The sequence below is a fragment of the Nocardioides jejuensis genome, from assembly GCF_004337475.1.
Lineage (GTDB): Bacteria > Actinomycetota > Actinomycetes > Propionibacteriales > Nocardioidaceae > Nocardioides > Nocardioides jejuensis.
In genome coordinates, this window is the sequence record NZ_SJZJ01000005.1 from 93,398 (window position 1) to 113,001 (window position 19,604).

General features: G+C 70.4%; 16 protein-coding genes. 11 read left to right on the forward strand and 5 right to left on the reverse strand.

Translation table 11 applies throughout. The features are described 5' to 3' along the window. Window position 1 precedes the first annotated feature (1 nt). A complete protein-coding gene (locus tag EPD65_RS04820; protein ID WP_131582033.1) occupies window positions 2-1,126 on the forward strand; it encodes a glycosyltransferase in 1,125 nt (374 codons plus the stop codon). Further along, window positions 1,123-2,628, forward strand: coding sequence for an oligosaccharide repeat unit polymerase (locus tag EPD65_RS04825; protein ID WP_131582034.1), 1,506 nt, complete (start codon window positions 1,123-1,125; stop codon window positions 2,626-2,628). The genes EPD65_RS04820 and EPD65_RS04825 overlap by 4 nt, the downstream gene beginning before the upstream one ends. A gap of 3 nt (window positions 2,629-2,631) precedes the next feature. Here EPD65_RS04825 and EPD65_RS04830 read toward each other — a convergent pair whose 3' ends face one another. From EPD65_RS04830 to EPD65_RS04840, 3 genes are all read right to left on the reverse strand, one after another. Then, entirely contained in the window at window positions 2,632-3,840 is a 1,209-nt protein-coding gene (locus EPD65_RS04830) for a right-handed parallel beta-helix repeat-containing protein (protein ID WP_207891411.1), read from the reverse strand. Window positions 3,841-3,914: 74 nt separating this feature from the next. Continuing rightward, entirely contained in the window at window positions 3,915-5,102 is a 1,188-nt protein-coding gene (locus EPD65_RS04835) for a right-handed parallel beta-helix repeat-containing protein (RefSeq protein ID WP_165872884.1), read from the reverse strand. Window positions 5,103-5,428: 326 nt separating this feature from the next. After that, the gene (locus EPD65_RS04840) at window positions 5,429-6,634 is read right to left on the reverse strand and encodes a right-handed parallel beta-helix repeat-containing protein (protein ID WP_165872885.1); all 1,206 of its coding nucleotides are present in this window, start codon (window positions 6,632-6,634) and stop codon (window positions 5,429-5,431) included. Between the two features lie 290 nt (window positions 6,635-6,924). Here EPD65_RS04840 and EPD65_RS04845 point away from each other — a divergent pair, with 290 nt between their 5' ends. From EPD65_RS04845 to EPD65_RS04875, 7 genes are read left to right on the forward strand one after another with little or no spacing between them, the layout of a single operon-like run. After that, a complete protein-coding gene (locus EPD65_RS04845) occupies window positions 6,925-7,926 on the forward strand; it encodes a glycosyltransferase family 4 protein (RefSeq protein ID WP_131582038.1) in 1,002 nt (333 codons plus the stop codon). Window positions 7,927-7,938: 12 nt separating this feature from the next. Next, a complete protein-coding gene (locus EPD65_RS04850) occupies window positions 7,939-9,168 on the forward strand; it encodes a glycosyltransferase family 4 protein (protein WP_131582039.1) in 1,230 nt (409 codons plus the stop codon). After that, on the forward strand, window positions 9,161-11,263 hold the full coding sequence (locus EPD65_RS04855) for a glycosyltransferase (protein ID WP_165872886.1): 2,103 nt from the start codon (window positions 9,161-9,163) through the stop codon (window positions 11,261-11,263). Before EPD65_RS04850 ends, EPD65_RS04855 begins: the two co-directional genes overlap by 8 nt. Beyond that, window positions 11,260-12,477 (forward strand): lipopolysaccharide biosynthesis protein, encoded by a 1,218-nt coding sequence (locus tag EPD65_RS04860; protein ID WP_131582041.1) that lies wholly within the window; start codon window positions 11,260-11,262, stop codon window positions 12,475-12,477. Before EPD65_RS04855 ends, EPD65_RS04860 begins: the two co-directional genes overlap by 4 nt. After that, window positions 12,474-13,778: an O-antigen polymerase gene (locus EPD65_RS04865; RefSeq protein WP_131582042.1), complete on the forward strand. Its 1,305-nt coding sequence runs from the start codon at window positions 12,474-12,476 to the stop codon at window positions 13,776-13,778. Before EPD65_RS04860 ends, EPD65_RS04865 begins: the two co-directional genes overlap by 4 nt. Then, window positions 13,775-15,922, forward strand: a complete 2,148-nt coding sequence (locus tag EPD65_RS04870; RefSeq protein WP_131582043.1) for a glycosyltransferase family 4 protein — start codon at window positions 13,775-13,777, stop codon at window positions 15,920-15,922. The genes EPD65_RS04865 and EPD65_RS04870 overlap by 4 nt, the downstream gene beginning before the upstream one ends. 31 nt (window positions 15,923-15,953) lie before the next feature. Then, window positions 15,954-16,733 (forward strand): FkbM family methyltransferase, encoded by a 780-nt coding sequence (locus EPD65_RS04875; protein WP_131582044.1) that lies wholly within the window; start codon window positions 15,954-15,956, stop codon window positions 16,731-16,733. On the opposite strand, the gene EPD65_RS04880 is transcribed toward EPD65_RS04875, so the two are convergent. Both EPD65_RS04880 and EPD65_RS04885 read right to left on the reverse strand, forming a co-directional pair. After that, window positions 16,721-16,990, reverse strand: a complete 270-nt coding sequence (locus EPD65_RS04880; RefSeq protein ID WP_131582045.1) for a hypothetical protein — start codon at window positions 16,988-16,990, stop codon at window positions 16,721-16,723. The genes EPD65_RS04875 and EPD65_RS04880 overlap by 13 nt on opposite strands. Continuing rightward, window positions 16,971-18,389: a tyrosine-protein kinase domain-containing protein gene (locus tag EPD65_RS04885; RefSeq protein ID WP_165872887.1), complete on the reverse strand. Its 1,419-nt coding sequence runs from the start codon at window positions 18,387-18,389 to the stop codon at window positions 16,971-16,973. Before EPD65_RS04885 ends, EPD65_RS04880 begins: the two co-directional genes overlap by 20 nt. A gap of 79 nt (window positions 18,390-18,468) precedes the next feature. Here EPD65_RS04885 and EPD65_RS16190 point away from each other — a divergent pair, with 79 nt between their 5' ends. Then, entirely contained in the window at window positions 18,469-18,726 is a 258-nt protein-coding gene (locus EPD65_RS16190; protein WP_165872888.1) for a hypothetical protein, read from the forward strand. Beyond that, window positions 18,723-19,574, forward strand: a complete 852-nt coding sequence (locus tag EPD65_RS16195) for a hypothetical protein (protein WP_165872889.1) — start codon at window positions 18,723-18,725, stop codon at window positions 19,572-19,574. Before EPD65_RS16190 ends, EPD65_RS16195 begins: the two co-directional genes overlap by 4 nt. The last annotated feature ends 30 nt before the right edge of the window (window positions 19,575-19,604 follow it).

A 19,604-nucleotide genomic window follows, 5' to 3' on the forward strand; every position in this document is an offset into this window, starting at 1 on the left:
CATGAAGGTCGGAATCCGGGTTTCGCCGCAGAGCAGTGGGGGCGGCGTCGTCTTCGTCGAGAACCTCACGCGGAGCCTTCGAGCGGACCCGCGGTGTTCTGAGGTCGCCGTCTTCGTCATGGGCGAGAGCACGCGCTATGACGCAGAGAACCAGATCGAGGTACCGGTTTCCGGTGGATCCATCAGCCGACGGCTCCGTGGCGACCGTGCCCTTGCGCGGACCGTTGCGGACCATCCGGTCGATGTCATCCTCTGTCCCGGCAACGAGATCTCCCAGGTGCCCGGTACGCCGTCCCTGTTGTGGCCCCTCACCGTCGCTCCCTTCGAGGAGCCTGCGATGCGGCAGCTCGGTCGCAGTGCGAAGACCACCCTGCGCTGGAAGGTCCTGCGCAAGGCTCTGGGCGCAGCGGTCAGCAAGTCGGATGCACTGATCTTCTCCTCGCACTACACGCGGGGCCTCTACTCGAGTCACTTCCCGGCCCTGCGTGAGCGTCCGTCGGTCGTGGTGCCGCCTCCGCCGTCGCTGACGCCGGACGCCGCCGATGTCCCGACGCCCGATCTGCCGGACGACTACATCCTGTACGTCAGCCACATGTACCCGTACAAGATGGTGCTCGAGATGATCCGCGGCTACGCGGAGGCGACCCGGCGAGGGGTGACGCACAAGCTGGTGATCGCCGGCCGCGCCACCAACGCGTCGTACGGGGCGGAGATCGAGCGGGTCATCGATGAGGAGGGCGTGGCTGACAAGATCGTCCTGCTCGGCTCCCTGCCCGCGGAGCGGCTGCCGTACCTCTACCGGCGAGCGACCCTCTTCCTGTTCCCGTCGATCTCCGAGAACGCCGGGTCCTTCGCGCTCCTCGATGCCTTCATCTTCGGCGTTCCCGTCCTGTCGTCCAGCTCGTCGTCGATGCCGGAGGCGTGCCGTGCGGGCGCAGCCTTCTTCGACCCCCGCGACATCGGCCAGCTGACCGAGGAACTGGTCCGCATCCTCGGAGACGAGGCGGAGCTGCGTTCCCTCGCCGCCAGGAGCGCCGCGCGCGGTCAGGAGCTTCGGTACTGGGACGCCGCGGCAGACCAGGTGCTCACCTTCTGCTCGTCGCTCGTGGCCGGGCGTCGCGCGTGACCACTGTCCTGGCGGGTCGCCGCAGCCAGCGCAGTCCCGGTGTCGAGGCGCGCTCGGAAACGGGTCCGATCCTCCCGGTCTCGCGCGCGGTCGCCGGCCCGCTCGTCGCGTTCTGGCTGGTCGCCACCGCGGCGGGGCTGGCCTGGTACCTGGGCAACGCCCAGGGGATCTTCTTCCTCACGGGCGCGGCCTCGTGCTTCGTTGTGACCCTGCCCCTCGTGGTGCTGAAGGACTACGACCTGATCACGCCGTGGACTGTCGTCGTGGCGGTCTCCTACCTGGCCTACGGCATTCGCGGCACCTTCATCTCGCTGGGCGTCGACGGCACCAGAACGCTGGAACAGCTGTACTTCCTGGGCCGGGCGCCCGAGGAGTTCGTCAATCCGTCCGGGATCTTCTTCGCGGGGATCTGCTCCCTCACGCTGGGATACGTGGTCACGGCGAGGCGTCGGCGCCGTTCGTCGCGGATCCTGCGGCTCGACGCGGTGCGAGGGCCCGTCTTCGTGCAGCTCGTCATCACGGCGTGCGCGCTGCTCGGGTTCGTCGGCTTCTACATGTTCGCCCGGTCGACCGGCGGATTCTCGTTGGCGAGTCTGAGCGCCAAGCGCACACTGGTCGGCGGCACGGAAGCGTCGGCGTCGTACGAGAGCCATGGCGGCTGGCGCTTCCTGCACGAGTTCGCGCTGATTGCCTTCTGGGTGCAGATCGCCGTCTACTCGGTCCGCAAGAAGTCGCACGGCGTGACCGACCTGCGCGGTTGGTGGGTCGCTGCACTCTTCCTCAACGCCGCGTCGCTGCCGATCTACGCGAGCACCCGGCAGGACATCGTCGTCATCGGGGCGTCCGGTCTGGCGATCAAGTACTGCCTGTCCCATCGAGGGGTCAGCAAGAAGTTCGTCTTCGGTTTTGCGGCGATCGTCGTCGTCCTCGTCGTCGCGATCTCGTCGCTGCGTTCGTCGCACACGGGAGACGTGCGTTCTGCGCAGGTGTCAGGCACCAACCTGCTTTCGGCGTTCGTCCTGACGCGGACGTTCGCGGACGTGCCGACGACCGGCCAGATCATCATGGCCGTTCCGGCCGAGATCCCCTTCGCCAACGGCGAGAGCATCACGGACTGGTTCTTCGCTCCGATTCCGCGGTCGATCTGGCCGTCCAAGCCGGTCATCTCGATGGGCCCGCTCATCGCCGAGGTCGTCTATCACATGCCCTCCAGCGGAGTTCCGCCCGGCGTGATCGCCGAGGGCTATCTCAACTTCGGCGTCGGCGGTGCACTGATCGTGCCGTTCCTCGCCGGTGCACTGCTCGGGCCGATCAGTCGCCGCTGGTCCGAGTACGCGCGGACCTCTCCGGGCGCTGCCGTCCTCCTGTCTGCGGTGGCCCTGCGGATGGGATCGGATCTGGGGACAAATGGTCTCGGCTATGCGATGTACCAGCTCGCCATCGGCCTCCTGCTCACCATTCCGGTGCTGATGCTGGTCTTCGGGCCTGCGCGCAAGGCCTGACCCTCAGCGCTGCACCTCCGCCAGCAGGTTGCCGGTCAGGACGTTCCGCTCGAGGCGCGGGTCCGCATCCCGGATCGTGATTCCGTACAGCTGGGGCGTTCCGGTCGCGGGGTTGCCCGACCGATTGCCGCTGAGGGTCACCCCGGTCGCCTTCTCCACCACGATGCCCGCGCGTGCCCAGTCCGGTGTCCGGTCTCCCCGGCCACGCACGCCGTTGCCGACGACCCGGTTGTCGAGCACCTGGACGTTGCGGACCCACCGTGACGTCGCCGACCCGACGGCGATGCCGCAGCTGCCGTTGCTGACGCAGGTGTTGTCCTCGATGACTCCGTCCGAGCACTGCTGCGCAACCGTGATCCCGACCTCGCCTCCGCCCTGAGCGAGGTTGCCGGTGACGCGGAAGTCCGAGCAGTGGTGCAGGGAGATCAAGTCGGCGGATCCAGGACGGAGGGGATCGAGGTAGTCAGTGCCTGGTCCGGTCACCCGGTTGTTGGTCACGGCTACATCGACTGTCGGCCGCGAGTCGAAGCCCGTGAACTGGATCGGTTGTCGGACGCGGCCGCCTGGCGCATGCGGCCGGACCGTGTTGTTGTCGACCCGGACAGACCGGGGAGCGCCGTCATGGGTGCCGGCGAACCAGATCGCGCGATCCCGCCAGCCAGCGAAGTGGTTGGCGGTGAGGGTGATGCCGTCAGCGGCGCCGATGAGCCGGAAACCGTTGCTGCCGCCCACGAGGGTGCATCCGTCAAGGGTCACGTTGCGGGTGCTGCCGCCGACATCGACGAGGGCGAGGGGTGGACGGTCGCCCGGGGCCTCGAGGGACACGTTCCGCAGGCTGACGCCGTCCGAACCCTGGCCGATCCGTACGCCTGCCGCACTGACGACGCCCCGGGTGCGGAGCGTCAGGTCGCTGAGCACAACGCCCGATCCCGAGAGGGCGATCCACAGGGGCGTCTGCCCCGACGCCAGGAGGGCCGGCCGACTCCTGTCGCCGGCCAGCGTGACTCCGCTCGGAATGGTCAGGTGCCGAACGACGTAGCCGGCTGGGCTTGCGGGCACCCGCACGGTCGTGTTGCCCGCGAGGCGTGCCGCATCGAGGGCGCGGCGAAATGCATCGGTGTCGTCATGGACGCCGTCGCCGCGACTTCCGAAGTCAGCGACGCTGATGGTCTGGCGCGGCTGCTGGGCGCATGCCCCGACGAGGGCTGTCACCACGCCGCCCGTCGACAGGACGAGTAGCGATCTGCGTGTGAGCAAGGACCCTCCGAGAGCTGAGGCGTGGTCGCCTAGCCAGCGTAGGTCTCACCCCGTGCGTTTCCACGGAGGTCGTTGCCGCTGAGCCCGATCTCCGTCGACTGGGTGGTGGAGATGCCGTAGAGCTGGCTCGTGGTCGGGTTGTCGGAGCCTGAACGGTTGTCCGCCACGGAGATCGTCTGTGCGTTCCTGAGGTAGAGGCCGGTGCGGGCTGAATCCGGGGTGGTGTCGTTCATTCCTGTGCGCCCGTTGTCGAGGCAGCGATTGCCACTGACGGAGATGTCGCGGACGTATGCCGACGTTCCGCTGCCGATGGCGATTCCTGCGCTGAAGTTTGCGAACGAGAGGTTGTCGGCGACCACCCCGTTGCACGACTGCTGCGCGACGGTGATGCCGACGTCGCCTCCGCCCGTGACGGTGTTGCCACGCACGGTGAAGGCGGTGCAGCGGTGCAGGGAGATCAGGTCCGCGGTGCCGGGGGTGGTCGTGTCGTTGTAGTCCGTGCCCGGGCCGGTCACGCGGTTGTTGGTGATGGTCACGTTCTGGATCAGCCGGCTGTCGACCCCGTTGATCTGGATCGGCTGGCGAACCGTGCCGCCCGGTGCGGGCGGCAGGATGGTGCAGCCATCGACGAGAAGCCCGTTCAGGGCATAGGTCGCGTCGCTCCTGATCCAGATCGCGCGGTCGAGCCATGCCTTGAACGTTGTCTGCTCGATGGTGGTGTCGACGGGGTCGTATCCGAGGCGTACGGCGGTGTAGCCGCTGAGCGTGCAGGCGCTGATGGCGAGGTTCTTCGTGCCCGGTCGGGTGTCGACCCCGGCCCGGGACGGCGTTCCCGCGCTGTTGGTGATCTCGGTGGAAACGATCGAGAGGCCGGTCGTCCCAGGTGACATCGTGATGACCGCGTCGCTGACGTCGCCGTGCGTGTCCAGGACGAGGTTGCGGACGGCGATGTTGCGGCCGTTGTCGGCCGTGATGAGCCAGCGCGTGACCGGCGCCGTGGGCACCAGGCGGGGGCGGGGGCCGTTTCCCACGAGCTCGACGTTGCTCGGGATGGTGAGGGGGCCGACGCGGTAGCACGACGACGAGGACGGGATCACGACCTCGACGATGTCGAGTCCAAGTGTGGACTGGACACGTTGGGCCGCGGCATCGATCGTCGCCTTGAACGCGGAGGTGCAGTCGGTGACTCCGTCGGCGACGGCTCCGTACTTCCGCACGTTGAACTGCGTCGGCGCTGCATGTGCTGGTCCGACCCTTGCCAGAACGACGGCGCCGCCGCATCCGAGAATGACGCTGCGGCGGGACACGGGATGAGGCCTCATGGGCGGTGCCCCCCATCACTGAAGTCCTGCACAGTGAGCGCACGCCCGAGAAAAGCTCCTCTGGCGCGAGTCTGGAGGCCGTGATCGGGCCGGAGCGTTGGAATCCGGGAAATGCTGGGGCGGCCCAGTTCACCCCCGGGACCAGATGGTCACGATCGGCCACGGGGGACGGAAGGTTGTCCTTCTCCCGGCTGGTGAGGCCGAGAGTGGTGGAGCGCTGACTAGGCGGAGTAGGTACTGCTTCTGGCATTCCCGTGCAGGTCGTTGCCGCTGATGGTGACCCCCGTCGATCGGGCGGTCGAGACCCCGTAGAGCTGACTCGTCGTGGCGCTGTCCGAGCCGGAGCGGTTGTCCTTCACCGAGACGGTCTGCGCGCCCTGCACGTAGATGCCCGTCCGGGCTGCGGCCGGAGTCGTGTCGTTGCGGCCGACGCGCCCGTTGTCGAGGCAACGGTTGCCGCTGACGGAAATGTCGCGGACGTACGACGACGTCCCGCTGCCGATGGCGATGCCGGAACTGAAGTTGGCGAACGAGGTGTTGTTCGAGACCACGCCGTTGCGAGACTGCTGGGCGACGGTGATGCCGACGTCGCCTCCACCGGTGACGGTGTTGCCGCTGACGGTGAAGCCCTCGCAGCGGTGCAGTGAGATCAGGTCCGCGGTTCCGGGCGTGGTGGTGTCGTTGTAGTCGGTGCCCGGGCCGGTGACGCGGTTGTTGGTGATGGTGACGTTCTGGATCGGCTTGCTGTCGGCGCCGTTGATCTGGATCGGCTGCCGGACGGTGCCGCCAGGTGCCGGCGGCAGGATCGTGCAGCTGTCGATGGTGAGACCGTTCACGGCGTACGTCTCGTCGCTGCGGACCCATACAGCGCGGTCGACCCATCCCTTGAAGGTCGTCTGACGGATGCTCGTGTTCGTCGGGTTGTAGCCCAACCGCACTGCCGTGATGCCGCCCAGCGTGCAGGCGCTGATCGCGAGGTTCCTGGTGCCCGATCGGGTGTCGATGCCGGCCCTCGCCGGCGTACCGGCACCGTTCGTGATCTGCGTCGAGGCGATGGCGAAACCGGACGTTCCCGAGGCCATGGTGATGGCTGCCTCGGCGACGCGACCGTAGGTGTCGAGGACCAGGTTGCGGATCGCAGTGTTGCGCGCGTTGCTGGCTGTCGTGATCCAGCGTGCGACGGATGCCTTGGGCAGGAGTCGGGGCCGGGTCGCTCCCGTCCCCACGAGCTCGACATTGGTCGGGATCGTCAGCGGCCCGACCCGGTAGGACGACGTGGCCGATGGGATGACGACCTGCACGATGGCGAGACCGAGTGAGGCCTTTACCCGCCTGGAAGCAGCATCGATGGCGGTGCGAAACGCATGGGTGCTGTCCGTCCGGCCATCGCCGATCGCCCCGTAGTTCCGGACGTTGATCTGTGCCATGCCAGCGCTGGCAGGTGCCGTCGCTGTCGCCGACAAGGCGACGACTCCGCCGCCTGCGAGCACGACGGTACGACGAGAAAAGGTGTGCGCCCTCACGGACAGTGCCTCCCAACACTGAAGTCCAACCATGCGAGGGGCACACCCGAGAAAAGCTCCTCCGGGGACGAGTGTGACAGTCGTCGCAGGGGCGGGAGTGCGCTTTGCGCAAACTGCATCTCTGGACTGGACCGCCGCAGGTAAAACCACGCATCCGCGATGGATTGTCGATCCGTTGCGTATGGTTTCGGAACGTGGGGGAGACCATCGGAGCAGCGGAGGCGGTGACCGTCGCCGCGGTGGCGGCACTGGTCACGTGCGTGCTCGTCCCTGTGTTCCTGCCGGTGCTCCGCCGGTTTGCGATCGACGCTCCGATCGCCCGGTCCTCCCACGTCGTTCCCGTGCCGCGAGGCGGTGGGCTGGCGGTCGTTGCGGGCATCGTCGCGGCCGTGGCGACGGCAGAGTGGATCGGCTCGGTGGGTGCTGCCTGGTACGTCCTGGGCGGCATGCTCGTCCTGGGCGCGCTGGGTCTCGCCGATGACGTGCGCAGCCTGCCCGGCCCGCTGCGGCTCCTCGTGCAGGTGGGCACCGCGCTCGGCCTGACGGCTCTCTTCGACGTGCCCGGCACCGGCTGGACGGCCATCCTCGGGTCACTGCTGTTCGTGGGGTTCCTCGTCGGCTACGTCAACGCCTTCAACTTCATGGACGGCATCAACGGCGTCTCGTCGTTCTCGGCCGTGGTCGCCGGCACCTGGTACGGCGTCATCGGCGTCCGCGGCGACCACCTCGGACTCGCGGTGCTCGGCGTGGCCGTCGCGGGCGCTGCGTTCGGCTTCATGCCGTGGAACGCCGTGCGCGCGAAGGTCTTCCTGGGCGACGTCGGCAGCTATGCGCTCGGCGGCGCAATCGCCGTCCTGGCGCTGCTGGCCTGGGCGATCCAGGTCGGCGTGCTCGTGGCGGTCGCGCCGCTCGTCATCTACGTCGTCGACACCGCATGGGTGCTGGTCAAGAGGACGCGGGGTCATCGGCCCCTGATGGATGGGCATCGCGAGCACGTCTACCAGCGCGTGCTCGACCGCACCGGGTGGCCGCACTGGGTGGTCGCCCTCCTCGTGGCGGGTGCCACGGGGCTCTGTTGTGCCGGGGTCTCGGTCGGCGTGTTCACCCGCCAGCCGGCGATCACGGCCGCGGGTCTCGTGCTCGGCGTGACGGCGTACCAGTTCGCGCCGCGGCTGGTCCCGGCTCGCCGCCCGTAGGGTGTGCCAGCGATGAAGATCGGCGTCATCACCCAGTGGTACGACCCGGAGAGCGGCTCGGCTGCGATCCCCGGGTCGATCGTGCGCGCGCTCGCTGCGCACGGCCATGACCTCGAGGTGGTCACCGGTTTCCCGAACTACCCCCTCGGTCGGCTGTACGACGGCTACCGCATGCGGTTGCTGCAGCGCGATCGCGTCGACGGCATCCCGGTCAGCCGGATCCCCGTCTTCCCGAGCCACGATGGCTCGGGTGCGCGCCGCGCGCTGACGTACCTCGCGTTCATGCTCAGTGCCTCGACGATGGGCGCGTTCCTGGTCCGGCGGGCGGAGGTCGTGCTGGTGGTGGCGACCTCCGGCACCGTGAGCTTCTCCGGAGTGATCGCCCGGCTGCTGTGGCGGCGCCGCTACGTCCTCTACATCCAGGACCTCTGGCCGGACTCGGTGCTCGCGAGCGGGATGGTCCGCGGGCTGCCCGCCCGCATCGCCGAGCGGCTGCTCCACGCCCTGTGCAACGTCGGCTATCGCCATGCCACGCGGATCGTCGTGATCTCGCCCGGCATGCGCGACGTGCTGATCAGCCGAGGGGTTCCGGCCGAGAAGGTGACGGTCGCGGCCAACTGGGCCGACGAGGCGGTCTTCCGGCCGGTCACCGTCGAGCGCGCGCCGGGCGAGCGGCGTTCGCTCATGTATGCCGGCAACATCGGCGACGTGCAGGGGCTCGAGGTTCTTGTCGAGGCCCTTGCCCAGGTGCCTGCCGGGAAGCGGCCGCTCGTCCGTCTCGTCGGCAGCGGGTTTGCCGAGCAGCGCCTCCGCGCCTTGGCCACCGAGCTGGGCGTGGCAGAGGACCTCCGGTGGGAGGGCGTGAAGCCGTTCGCCGAGATGGCGGGCGTCCTGGCTACCGCCGACGCCCAGATCATCACGCTGCGCGACCTGCCGGTCTTCCGGGCGACGATGCCGAGCAAGACGCAGGGCATCCTCGCCTGCGGCCGGCCGCTGATCGTGTCGGCGCCCGGCGACGTGGCCGCGCTCGCCCGGGCCGCAGGCGCCGGTCCGGTGGTGCCACCAGCAGACGCCCGTGCGCTGGCTGACGCACTGCGCTGGCTCTCCGACGCGACGGATGACGAGCTCGCCCGGTGCGGGGCGGCCGGCCGTGCGTACTACGACGAGCACCTGTCCACCTCCGTCGGCGTCGCTGCCCTCGACGAGGCGCTGCTCGCGACGTACGAGGTGGCGCATGGCTGAGCTCCGGGTCATCGCGTCGAACCTCCACCGCGGCGGCGCCGTGCAGGTCGCTGCCTCGCTCATCGGCGAGCTCGCCGCGCGCCCCGACTTCGACCGCTCGCGTGTGGTCTTCGAGGTGTCGCCGGCGGTGCTCGACAACCTCACGGGGGAGGTCCGCGAGCGCGTCGACCTCGACGTCGTACGCCGCGGGGTGCGGTCGGTCGGCCTGTGGCGGACCGACCTCGGCCACGACGAGCCCGCGAAGCTCGTGGTCTTCTCGCCGGCGTGGTTCCCCGTCCGCGGTGCGCGCCGCCTGAGCGGGTACGCCGACGTCACCGCGCTCTACGCGGAGGCCCAGCCGACGCGGCGCGCGCGGGCCAAGGCCTGGTTGTCGCGCCACCAGCTCCGGCGCTTCGACACGATCGTCGTCGAGACCCAGGCGGTCGCCGACCGGCTGACCGCGCAGGTGCCGCAGCTCGCGTCGCGCCTGCACGTCGTGCCCAACAGCATCAGCGGCGCCGTCGTGGACGGGACCGCGCCGATCCCCGAGCTGCCCGCCTTCGACGGGGTCACGCTGGCCTACACCTCGGCGAACTACCCCCACAAGAACTTCGCCTATCTCGGCCCGCTCGCCGCGGCGCTCGCCGACCGCGGTGTCGAGGTCCGCTACCTGGTCACGATGCCTACGCATGAGTTCGAGCAGCTGCCCGGTGACGTTCAGGCGCGTGCGATCAACCTCGGCACTGTGCGCCAGGAGCAGCTGCGCTCGGTGCACGCTGCGGCCGACGGCATCGTCTTCCCGAGCCTGCTCGAGGCGAGCTCGGCCACGCCGTTCGAGGCGATGCGCCTGGGCACCCCGCTCTTCGCCTCCGATCGGGACTTTGTCCGTGCGACCGCCGGCGACGCGGCGCACTACCTCGACCCGCTCGATCCCGCCGATGGTGCCCGGGTCATCGCCGACGTGCTCGGTGACGGTCCACGAAGGGCGGCGGCGATCGAGCGCGGTCTTGCCCGCGTCGCCACGCTGCCGTCAGCCGGCGATCGTGCCGACCGGATCTGGTCGCTGCTGACCAGCCCTGCCGCGGAGCCGCCGCGGCTGCTGATCGTCAACAACATGCCCGCCTTCTACCGGTCTCCGCTCTACGCCGCGATCGCGGACGAGTTCCGGGCACGCACGGGCGGGCAGACCCTGGTGGTGTTCCAGGTCCGACGGGCGCGGCGCGAGCGTGGCGAGTGGTTCTACACGCCCGATGGCGACCACGGCTACGCGCACCGCTTCGTGCAGGACGACTACGCCTACCTGGCCGGACGCAAGCTCCCGACGCGGCCGGGCAGCGGGTTGCTGCGCAGGTACGCGCCCACCCACGTCTTCACCGCTGGCTGGGACACGTCGCTCTCACTCGCCGCCTCGCGGCGCGCTCTCCGGCGCGGCGTACGGCTGGCGGTGTGGGTCGAGTCGAGCTCGCTGACCACTACCCGTCGCAGCCGCCTGCTCGATGCCGTACGCCGCTCGTGGCTGGCCCCCGCGGACCTCGCCGTCGTGCCGAGCGCGGCCAGCGCGGCGTACGTCGACGAGCTCGCACAGCGCCACGTGCCGGACGTGCGCCTGCTCAACCCGGTGACGCTCGATCGGCTCGCCGGGACCGAAGCAGCGCCGCGTGTTGTCTTCCTGGGCGACCTCTCGCTGCGCAAGGGATTCGACCGGCTCGTCGCGCTGGCAGCGAAGCTCGGCAGCGGGATCGAGGTCCACGCGTGGGGTCGCGACACCGACGGCCTGGCTGCCGGGGGAGTCGTCGTCCACCCACCGGTGCCACTCGCGGAGATCGTCGCGGAGCTGACCTCAGCGGACGTCCTGGTGATCCCGTCCCGGGTCGACCCGGCGCCGCTCACCTTCAGCGAGGGACTGGCGCTCGGCCTGCGGATCGTCGTCTCGACCGACATCTCGTACGCCGAGCAGGCCGGCCCCGGGGTCGTCGCCGCAGACTGCGACGACCCGGCGTCGTTCGTTGTCGCGGTGGAGGACGTCCTCGCGGGTGAGCGCCCGCCGGCGTCCCGCGGGGCGGACGTCAGTCCGGAGCACTTCGCGAAGCGGCTCGTGGACGGACTCCTCGCGTGAGCCTGGTGAAGCGGCTCGTCGGCGCCGCGGCGACCAACGGGATCGCCCTCGTCCTCGGCGTACTCACCGGCGTGCTCACGGCGCGCGGTCTGGAGCCGCACGACCGCGGCGTGCTGATCGCACTGGTGGCCTGGGGAGCGCTCTTCGGCACGCTCACGCTGATCGGTCTCGACGAGTCGGTCATCTATCACTCGCGCGGCTCGCTCGCCCACGCGCTCGCGCATCGCCGCCGGCTGACCGGACCGGCGCTCGTCCAGTCCCTCGCGGGGCTCGTCCTGACCCTCGTCGTCGGTCTGGCCGTCGTCCGGCCGACGAACGTCGACGACGTCATCGCGGTCGTGCTGCCGCTCCTGATCGTGCCGCTCAACACGATCAGCGTGATGTCGCTGGCGCCGCTCCGCGCGGCCGAGCTGACCCGCTCGTGGAACCGGCTCCGCATCCTTCCGAACCTGGTCTACGCGGCGGGTCTCGGACTCCTCGTCGCCAGCGGGACGCTGACCGTCGTCACCGGCCTGGTCGTGCTCGTCGTCGGCAACGCTGCCACCGCCATTCTCTGCGTACGCCGGATAGCCCGTCTCGAGCGTTCGGTGACGGACGTCGCCGTGGTCGACCACGCCGCGGTGAGGGCGTATGGGTCCAAGCTGACGCTCGCGCTCCTTCCCCAGCAGCTCGGGCCCCGTGTCGACCAGCTGCTGCTTCCGCTGTTGGTATCGCCCGCGGCGCTCGGTGTCTACGCGGTGGCTGCCGCGATTGCGTCGATCGTCCTGACCGTCGCGGTCACCCTCGAGCAGGTGCTCTTTCCACGGCTCGTCGCCGAGCGGAGCGGTCGGCGCAACCTGCTGCTCCTGATCGGAGCAGTCGCTGGGCTCGCCGTCCTCGGGTCGGTTGTCATCGCCGCCGGTGCCGAGCCCCTCATCCGCGTCGTCTACGGAGCGAGCTACACCGACGCGGCGATCGCCGTGCCGCTGCTGCTCGCGGCTGCCGTCGTCCGGGTGGTCGGATCGGGCCTGTCGGCCGCTGCGAAGGCAGGCGGCCAGCTGCGCGCGCTGACAACTGCCAACTGGGTGGGCGTGGGCGCCACCCTGGTCCTGCTGCCCTTTGCGGCGCCGCACGGGCTCGAGGCGGTGGCGCTGACCAGCCTCTCGGGAGCTGTGGCGACCGCAGTTGTCCTCGTCTCGGCGGTGCTGCGGCGCCCGGTCGGTGAGGTCGCATGAGCCTCGCGGACGCGATCCTCCTCGACTCGATTGTCTGGCCCCTGTGCGGTGCGCTGCTGGTCCTTGGCAAGCGCCTGACCGCCACCCATCCCGCGTCGATGTACCTGATCTTCCACGTGCTCGTCTTCAGCTCGCGGTCATGGGGCCTCGTCGGCGGCGCTGACCGCTTCATGCAGATGACCGATGCCGAGGCGGTCCGTGCGCTGGTGATGGCCGACGTGCTGCTCGCCGTGCTCACCGCGTCGTGGCTGCTCCCGGCTCCCGCGCGCTGGGACGAGCGTCCGGCGTCCGTGAAGCCGATGAACCCGAGTGTCTTCCTCGCGGTGTCGATCGTCGCCCTGCCGATCGGCCTCTACTTCCTCGCGACCAACACCTACACCGCCGGCAGCGGGCTCCAGGACCGGGCGATCTCGACGTCGTACGAGATCTTCGCGATCACGTGGCCGGGCCTGGTCCTGCTCGCTGCGGTCTACCTCTACGGCTTCCGCTGGTACCTCGTCGGCCCGCTGGCGGCGTACCTCCTCTTCATGGGTCTGCAGGGAGAGGGACGCTTCCGGCTGATCCTTCCCTCGATCCTCGTCGCGCAGATCTATCTCGACCGGAAGGGGCGCAAGCTCCCGGACCTGCGCGTGCTGGTGCTGCTCGGCGCCCTCGTGGTCGCCTTCCCGGGGCTCGATGCCCTGGGCGAGTCCTACCGGACCGGGACCCTCAGCACCTCCAGCGTCGTGAAGACGCTGACGGAGTCGTTCGGAGACCTGAGCGGCGGCACGACCTCGGACCAGCAGATCTTCGACCAGTTCGCGGTCTCGCTGACGCTGAGCGACGAGCTCGGCCACCCGCAGTACGGCCGACACTTCGTGGACCTGCTCGCGCTGCCGATCCCGCGTCCGCTGTGGCCGGACAAGCCGGCGACCAACGAGCACCTGATCGCGATCTCGACGGTGCACCGGCCACTGGCCGAGGTCGGCACGGTCTTCACGCTTCCCGGGGAGCTCTACACGGACTGGCGCTGGCCGGGCGTCGTGATCCTCGGCTTCGCCCTGGGGCGCTTCCTGCTGTGGATCTACCACCGTGCGTACACGCTGGGCTACGGGAGCGTCGGCCACTTCGTCTACCTGCTGCTGGCGGCGTTCTTCGTCCAGACCTTCCGCGACGGGCTCTCGACGCTGCCGATCTTCCTGCTCGTCGAGAACGCGCCGCTCATGGCGATGGCCCTGATCAGCCTGCACTGGAAGCAGCCCAAACCGGAGGGGCACGGCCTGGCCCCCGGGTACGCCGCCTGGCTGAGGAGTCGCGCATGACCGGCCGTCGCACGACCATCGTCGCCCACCCCGGAGTCCAGCACAGCGCAGACCTGGCCCGGGCCCTCGACGCGAGCGGGGACCTGCTCCAGCTCGTGACCGGACTCCAGGTCGGCGCGGACGCGGCATGGCCGTGGTCTGCGGCGCGCGCGCAGCGGGGCCTGCAGCGGAGGACGACGCAGCTCGACGATGCCCGTATCGCCCGCCGTATGCCGCTGGTGTACGCCGGTGCCCGCGGCCTCCGCCGCTGGCCGGGCCTGCAGTCGCGGATCCAGTCGAGGCTCGATGGAAGCTGGTTCGCCGCGGCCGTCCTGCGACAGCTGCCGCCGGACGTCGAGGTCGTCGTTGGCACGGACTTCTCGGCCGGCCCCTTGTTCGACCGGCTCCGTCGCGAGCGGCCGGATGTCGTCCGCGTGCTCGACGTCAGTCACCCCAACGACGAGGCGCGGCGCGCTCTCCTGACGCGGGATGCCGCACGCTGGGACCTGCGCCGTGCGGACTACGACGACTGGCACGAGGAGCCGTTCGGTGACCAGACGCAGGAGTACGCCTTGGCCGAGCTGGTGGTCGTGGCTTCCGCGTTCTCGGCGTCCCAGCTCCCAGTGGGTCTGGACCGCTCGACCGTCCGCATCGTGCCGTACGGCATCGAGGTCACCGAGCCGCCTGCCCCTGCTCCGGGCAATGCACGGCCCCGTGTCCTCTTCGTTGGTGCGCTGAGCGAACGCAAGGGGATCAGCCTGCTGCTGCGTGCCGCGCGCGAGCTGGCGGCCGAAGTAGACGTGGATCTGGTGGGGCAGCTCGGCGGCGCCTATGTCCTCCCGTCCGATCTGCCGTCGAACGTGCGCTGGCATCGCGGACTCGACAACAGCCAGGTCGCGGCGATGTTCCGCGCGGCCGATCTCTTCGTGCTCCCGGCGATGTGCGAGGGATTCGGCCGCGTGCTGCTCGAAGCACTCGCCCACGGCACACCGGTGCTGGCCACGACGGCCTCGGGTGCGCCGGACATCAAGCGCGAGGTGCCGCGCGCCCCGGTCTCCCTCATGGACCCCGACGAGCGCGGCGACCTCGCGGGCCGGATCAGGGACGCGCTGGCTGCCGGGCGCCCACAGGACACGGGCTGGCACGACGAGTTCGCGGCCGCGTTCAGCCCGGCGGCGTACCAGCGGCGCTGGTCAGCGGTGCTGCGGGAGGCGAGGGCCGCGCGTGGAGCGGCGCGCAGCAGCGTGCACCCCACAGCCCGTAGCGCTGCCAGGACCGCGCACAACGCCGCTCTCGCGATCCGCGGGGGAGCCGTCGGCCCCCGGCGGATCGAGCGTCGGATCGCCGTGCTGGGCACGGGACGGAGCGGCACGACGGCGCTGATGGAGGCGATCGCGGCGGCGACCGGAGGGGCCGAGATCTATGAGCCCTTCCGGCCGGCGTCGTCGCGTGCCGCGGCCCGGGTCGTGCCGTGGCACGAGTATCCCCGCGTTGCGCCGGACGCCTCCGCGCCGGAGCTGGAGGCTCTCGCACGCCGGGTCTTCGACGGTCGCGCGCTGAGCCGCTGGTCGGCGCAGTACACCTCCCCGGAGGAGCTCGGCCGCGCGACGACCCTGGTGGTCAAGGACGTCCGGCTCAACCGGTCCGTCGGCTGGCTCGAACGGGTCCTGCCTGAGATCGAGCCCGTCGTGGTCGTACGCCATCCGGTGGACGTCGTCGCCTCCATGCTGGCGGGGGGCGTCGGGTGGAAGGACTGGTCGTGGTCGCAGTGCGTGGCTCCGGCCGCCGCTGCGCTGAACGTCGAGGCCGCCGATCTCGCGGCGCCCGACAGCCACCGGGCCCTGTGGCTGATGGCCGTCTGGATTGCGGACACCCGTCTCGCGCTCCTCGAGCGGCAGCGGTCGCACGTGATCGCCTACGAGGACCTGCTTGCGGACCCGGCCACGAGCCTCGCTGGGGTGATGCGAGACGGCGATGCGCTCGACCGTGCCGTGGCACGACTCGCGAGCCCGTCCGCGGTCGCCAGCCCGCGGTTCGTGGCGGGTGCGCCCGCGGACTGGAGCGGCCTGCCGGTGGCCGACATGCTCGGCCTGGCACGGTCGTTCGGTCTCGACTTCTACGGTGCCGAGGCCTCCGCACCGACCGGTCCGCTCGAGGTCCGGTGAGCGCGGGCCCGGCCGCCACTAGGGTCAGCGCATGTCCTTCTTGAGGAACCCGGACAACCGTCGGGTGATGGCCGCGAAGGCGTGGGTCGCCGAGGCCCTCTGCTCGCCCGCCATGGGGCGTGCGGTTACCCGCGCCACCGGCGGCGTCGTACGCGTGAAGGGGCTGCGCATCGACACCCGGTCCGCTGCGCTCGATCCCGGGGTGCCGGCGGCACTGCTGTTCCGCATCTACGAGGGTGCGGAGCTGCGCCTCCTCGAGGCCCACGTCGAACCCTCGGCCTGTGTGGTCGAGCTCGGCACCAGCCTCGGGGTCGTGGGCAGCGCTGCGGCGCGCGCGCTCGAGCCGGGCGCCCGCTACGTCGGCGTCGAGGCGAACCCGGCGCTCGTCGGGCTGGCGCTGCGCAACGTCCGTGCAAACGCTCCGCAGGTCGCGGCAGACGTGCTTCACGGGGCCATCGACTACTCCCGCGCAGCGGGAGACACGACGGCGTTCCGGAGCGAGGGGAGTCACCTCGCCTCGGCGCTCGGCGAGGGCCCGGGTTTCGTCGCGCCGGTGGTCCGGCTCGGCGACCTGCTCCGCGAGCAGGGCGTAGGGGACTACACGCTGCTCATGGACATCGAGGGGGCCGAGGCGGGTCTGCTCGAGCGTGACTCGGCTGCCCTGGAGTGGTGTCGACAGATGATCGTGGAGTTCCACGACACGACGTTCGCGGGCCGGGCATGGAGCCGGGCTGAGCTCGCTGCCCGCGTCGATGACCTCGGGTTCCGCCGCGTGGCGGAGTACGGCAGCGTCGTCGTCTACGCGCGCTGACGCCCGGCCAGGCCAGCGGCCTCCAGCTGTGCGAGGAACGGCGGCACCACGTCGTCCGCCATGCCCGCCTCGACGGTGGCGCGGACCAGCTCCTCCGCGGTCGCCGGCAGCAACCCCCAGATGTACGCAGCGGACCCCTCGAGGATCACGGGCGGATGCCCCGGGCGTGACGGATCGAGGATCGCCACGCGATCCGGACCGGTCGCCACCGCGAGGCCGGGCGTGGGCCGCCAGACCTCAGCCGCGGCGTCGCCCACCGTCGCTCTTGCTCGTGCGGCGTCCCCGACGGCTCGCGGCGCCGAAGTAGCCGTAGCCGTAGCCGTCGTACGCGTAGCGGTTGGAGCGCTTCGCCATCCGGTTGATCACCGTGCCCAGCATGCGTGCATTGACCGCGTCCAGCGCCTGCAGCGAGCGCGAGAGGTCGTCCTCGACGGTGTTGCGGGCGTTGACCACGACGAAGGCACCGTCGGCGTTGCGGGCGGCGACGGCCGCGTCGGTCACCGGGAGGAGCGGCGGGGCGTCGATGACGACGTACGACCGCTCCCGGAGGCCGTCCACGAGCCGACGCCAGGCGTGCGTGCCGAGGAGCTCGCTCGGGTTCGGCGGAAGCGGGCCCGAGGTGAGGACGCGGAGACGCGGCGCGCCCGGCACGTCCTGCAACGCCTCCTCGAGGTCGAGCTGGCCGGTCAGGACGCTGGTCAGGCCGATGGCGTCGTCGAGCTGGAACTTCTTCGCCTGGGTGGGGCGGCGGAGGTCGGCGTCGATGAGGACGACCTGCTCGCCCATGTTCTCCAGCGTCATCGCGATGTTGCTGGCGATCGTGGACTTTCCGTCGCCGGGACGGGGGCTGGTGATGACGAAGACCCGCGGCGGCGCGTCGACGTCCATGTACATGAGGTTCGTCCGGAGCTTGCGGAACGCCTCCGCGGTGCGCGGGTCCTCCGTCGTACGCCGACCCGCGGTGTCGCCCGGTCGGAACAGGGGAGTCACCGGGATCTCGCCCACGACCGGCACCTGGAAACGCTCCTGGACGTCGGTCGCGAAGCGCAGGCGCTTGTCGAGGTTGCTGCGGATCGCGGAGTAGGCGAGCGCCAGCACGAGGCCCAAGGCCCCGCCGAGAAGGGTGTTGCGGGAGGTGTTCGGCGAGATCGGGCTGGTCGGCAGTGCGGCCTGCTCGACCGGGATCACCCGTGGCGTGCCGTCCTTGAGCTTGCCGTCGGGCGCCTCGATCTTCGTCACCTCATTGGCGAGGGACCGCACCCAGGCGTCGGCGATCTGCTGGGCGAGCTTCGGCGTGCTCGCGCGGGCGGTGATCTTGAGCAGCACGGTGTCTTCCGGCTGGGCGACCGAGATCTGCCCGACGAGGCCTGCGGGATTGGTCTTCAGGCCGAGATCGTCCACGACCCCCTGCGCCGTCGCCCGGCTCGTCGCGATGTCGACGTACGACGTGGCGCGCGACTTGGCGAGCGAGTCGCTGACCGAGCCGAGCGCGAGGTCGGTCGTCGTGCCCGTGCTCACGAAGCCGTTGGCGTTGGCCGCGTAGACCTTGGGCATCGTGCTGCTGAGTCCGAAGGCGGCGATGGCACAGCCGGCGAGGATCAGCAGGGACCCGAACCAGTGGTTGCGCAGGGCCTTCAGGTAGTCGTTGAGGTCCACCCGGACTCTTTCTCGTGAAGCGAAGCGTCCGCCGAGCGTACGGGAGGCGGCCTCGTTCCGCGGCCGTACGCTGGCACTCATGCAGATCCGCCGCCGGCCCGTCGTCGACGAGGTGACGATCGATGGCGAGACGGTCGTGCTGGTCGGCGAGTCAGCGCTGGCCCTGTCCGCGCCGGCTTCTGCGGCGCTCGGGCTCCTGACGGGTGAGTGGGTGGACGTCACCGCCTGGTTCGCCGAGGTCGAGCAGCTGCTCGGTCCGGCGCCGGAGGGTGCAGGCGCGCGTGACGGACTGGTCGCCGCGCTGGTCGCCGCAGACCTGGTCGAGGAGCGACCGTGACGGAAGCCGTCGACATCACCGCCCTCGGCGTCCCCGTGCGGCTCGAGCCCGTCGGGCCGTACGCCGACGAGGTGCGGGCTGCGCTCGCCCGGGCCTGGAGCCGGTGCGTGGGTCTGCCGCTGCTTCCGTGGGCTGCGGTCCGGGACCCGTTGGTGATCCGGGCCGAGCTGCTGGACGAGGGCGCCGACGAGCGGGACGACACCGTCCATGCGCGCCTCACGCGGTCGGGGGAGAGCGCGCTGGCGGGCGAGGTCAGTCATGTCGGCCGACACCGTCTCGACAGCCTCCTGACCGCCGTCACGCACGAGGTGACGGTCCGGGCGATCGACGCGAATCGCGGCTGCCTGCTGATGTTCCACGCGGCGGTCCTCGCCGACGGTGCAGGCCGGGCCATCGCCTTCATCGCCCGCAGTGGCACGGGAAAGACGACGCTGACCGCTGAGCTCGGCCAGCAGTGGCACTACCTGAGTGACGAGACGGCTGCCTTCATGGATGACGGCACCGTCGTGCCGTACCCCAAACCGCTGTCCATGTCTCGACCTGCCGTGGGCCTCAAGCTGGAGACGCCGGCGGACGACCTGGGCCTGCTCGGGGTGGCGCCCGCCCGTCTCGTGGGCCTGGTCCTCCTCGACCGGCGTGCCTCAGGGCCCGCACGCCTCGTCGACGTCCCGGCCCCGCAGGCGCTCGTGGCACTCGCAGCCGAGAGCTCCGGCCTCGTCGACCTTCCCGGACCGCTCCGGCGGCTCGCTGCCCTCTGGGCCGCTCTCCCCGTCACCGGGCGCCTCGAGTACGCCGAGGCGCGCGACGCGGTCCGGTTGGTGCGTGACGTGGCGAGTCTCGCTACCTGATCCAACTTTCAATCGGTCTGGTCGCCTCGT

What these genes read in the sequence shown, in the direction of transcription:
- EPD65_RS04865 (WP_131582042.1), top strand. Translation starts at nt 12,474, where the DNA reads ATGAGCCTCGCGGACGCGATCCTCCTCGACTCGATTGTCTGGCCCCTG.
- EPD65_RS04875 (WP_131582044.1), top strand. Translation starts at nt 15,954, where the DNA reads ATGTCCTTCTTGAGGAACCCGGACAACCGTCGGGTGATGGCCGCGAAG.
- EPD65_RS16190 (WP_165872888.1), top strand. Translation starts at nt 18,469, where the DNA reads ATGCAGATCCGCCGCCGGCCCGTCGTCGACGAGGTGACGATCGATGGC.
- EPD65_RS04820 (WP_131582033.1), top strand. Translation starts at nt 2, where the DNA reads ATGAAGGTCGGAATCCGGGTTTCGCCGCAGAGCAGTGGGGGCGGCGTC.
- EPD65_RS04840 (WP_165872885.1), bottom strand. Translation starts at nt 6,634, where the DNA reads ATGGCACAGATCAACGTCCGGAACTACGGGGCGATCGGCGATGGCCGG.
- EPD65_RS04855 (WP_165872886.1), top strand. Translation starts at nt 9,161, where the DNA reads ATGGCTGAGCTCCGGGTCATCGCGTCGAACCTCCACCGCGGCGGCGCC.
- EPD65_RS04870 (WP_131582043.1), top strand. Translation starts at nt 13,775, where the DNA reads ATGACCGGCCGTCGCACGACCATCGTCGCCCACCCCGGAGTCCAGCAC.
- EPD65_RS04850 (WP_131582039.1), top strand. Translation starts at nt 7,939, where the DNA reads ATGAAGATCGGCGTCATCACCCAGTGGTACGACCCGGAGAGCGGCTCG.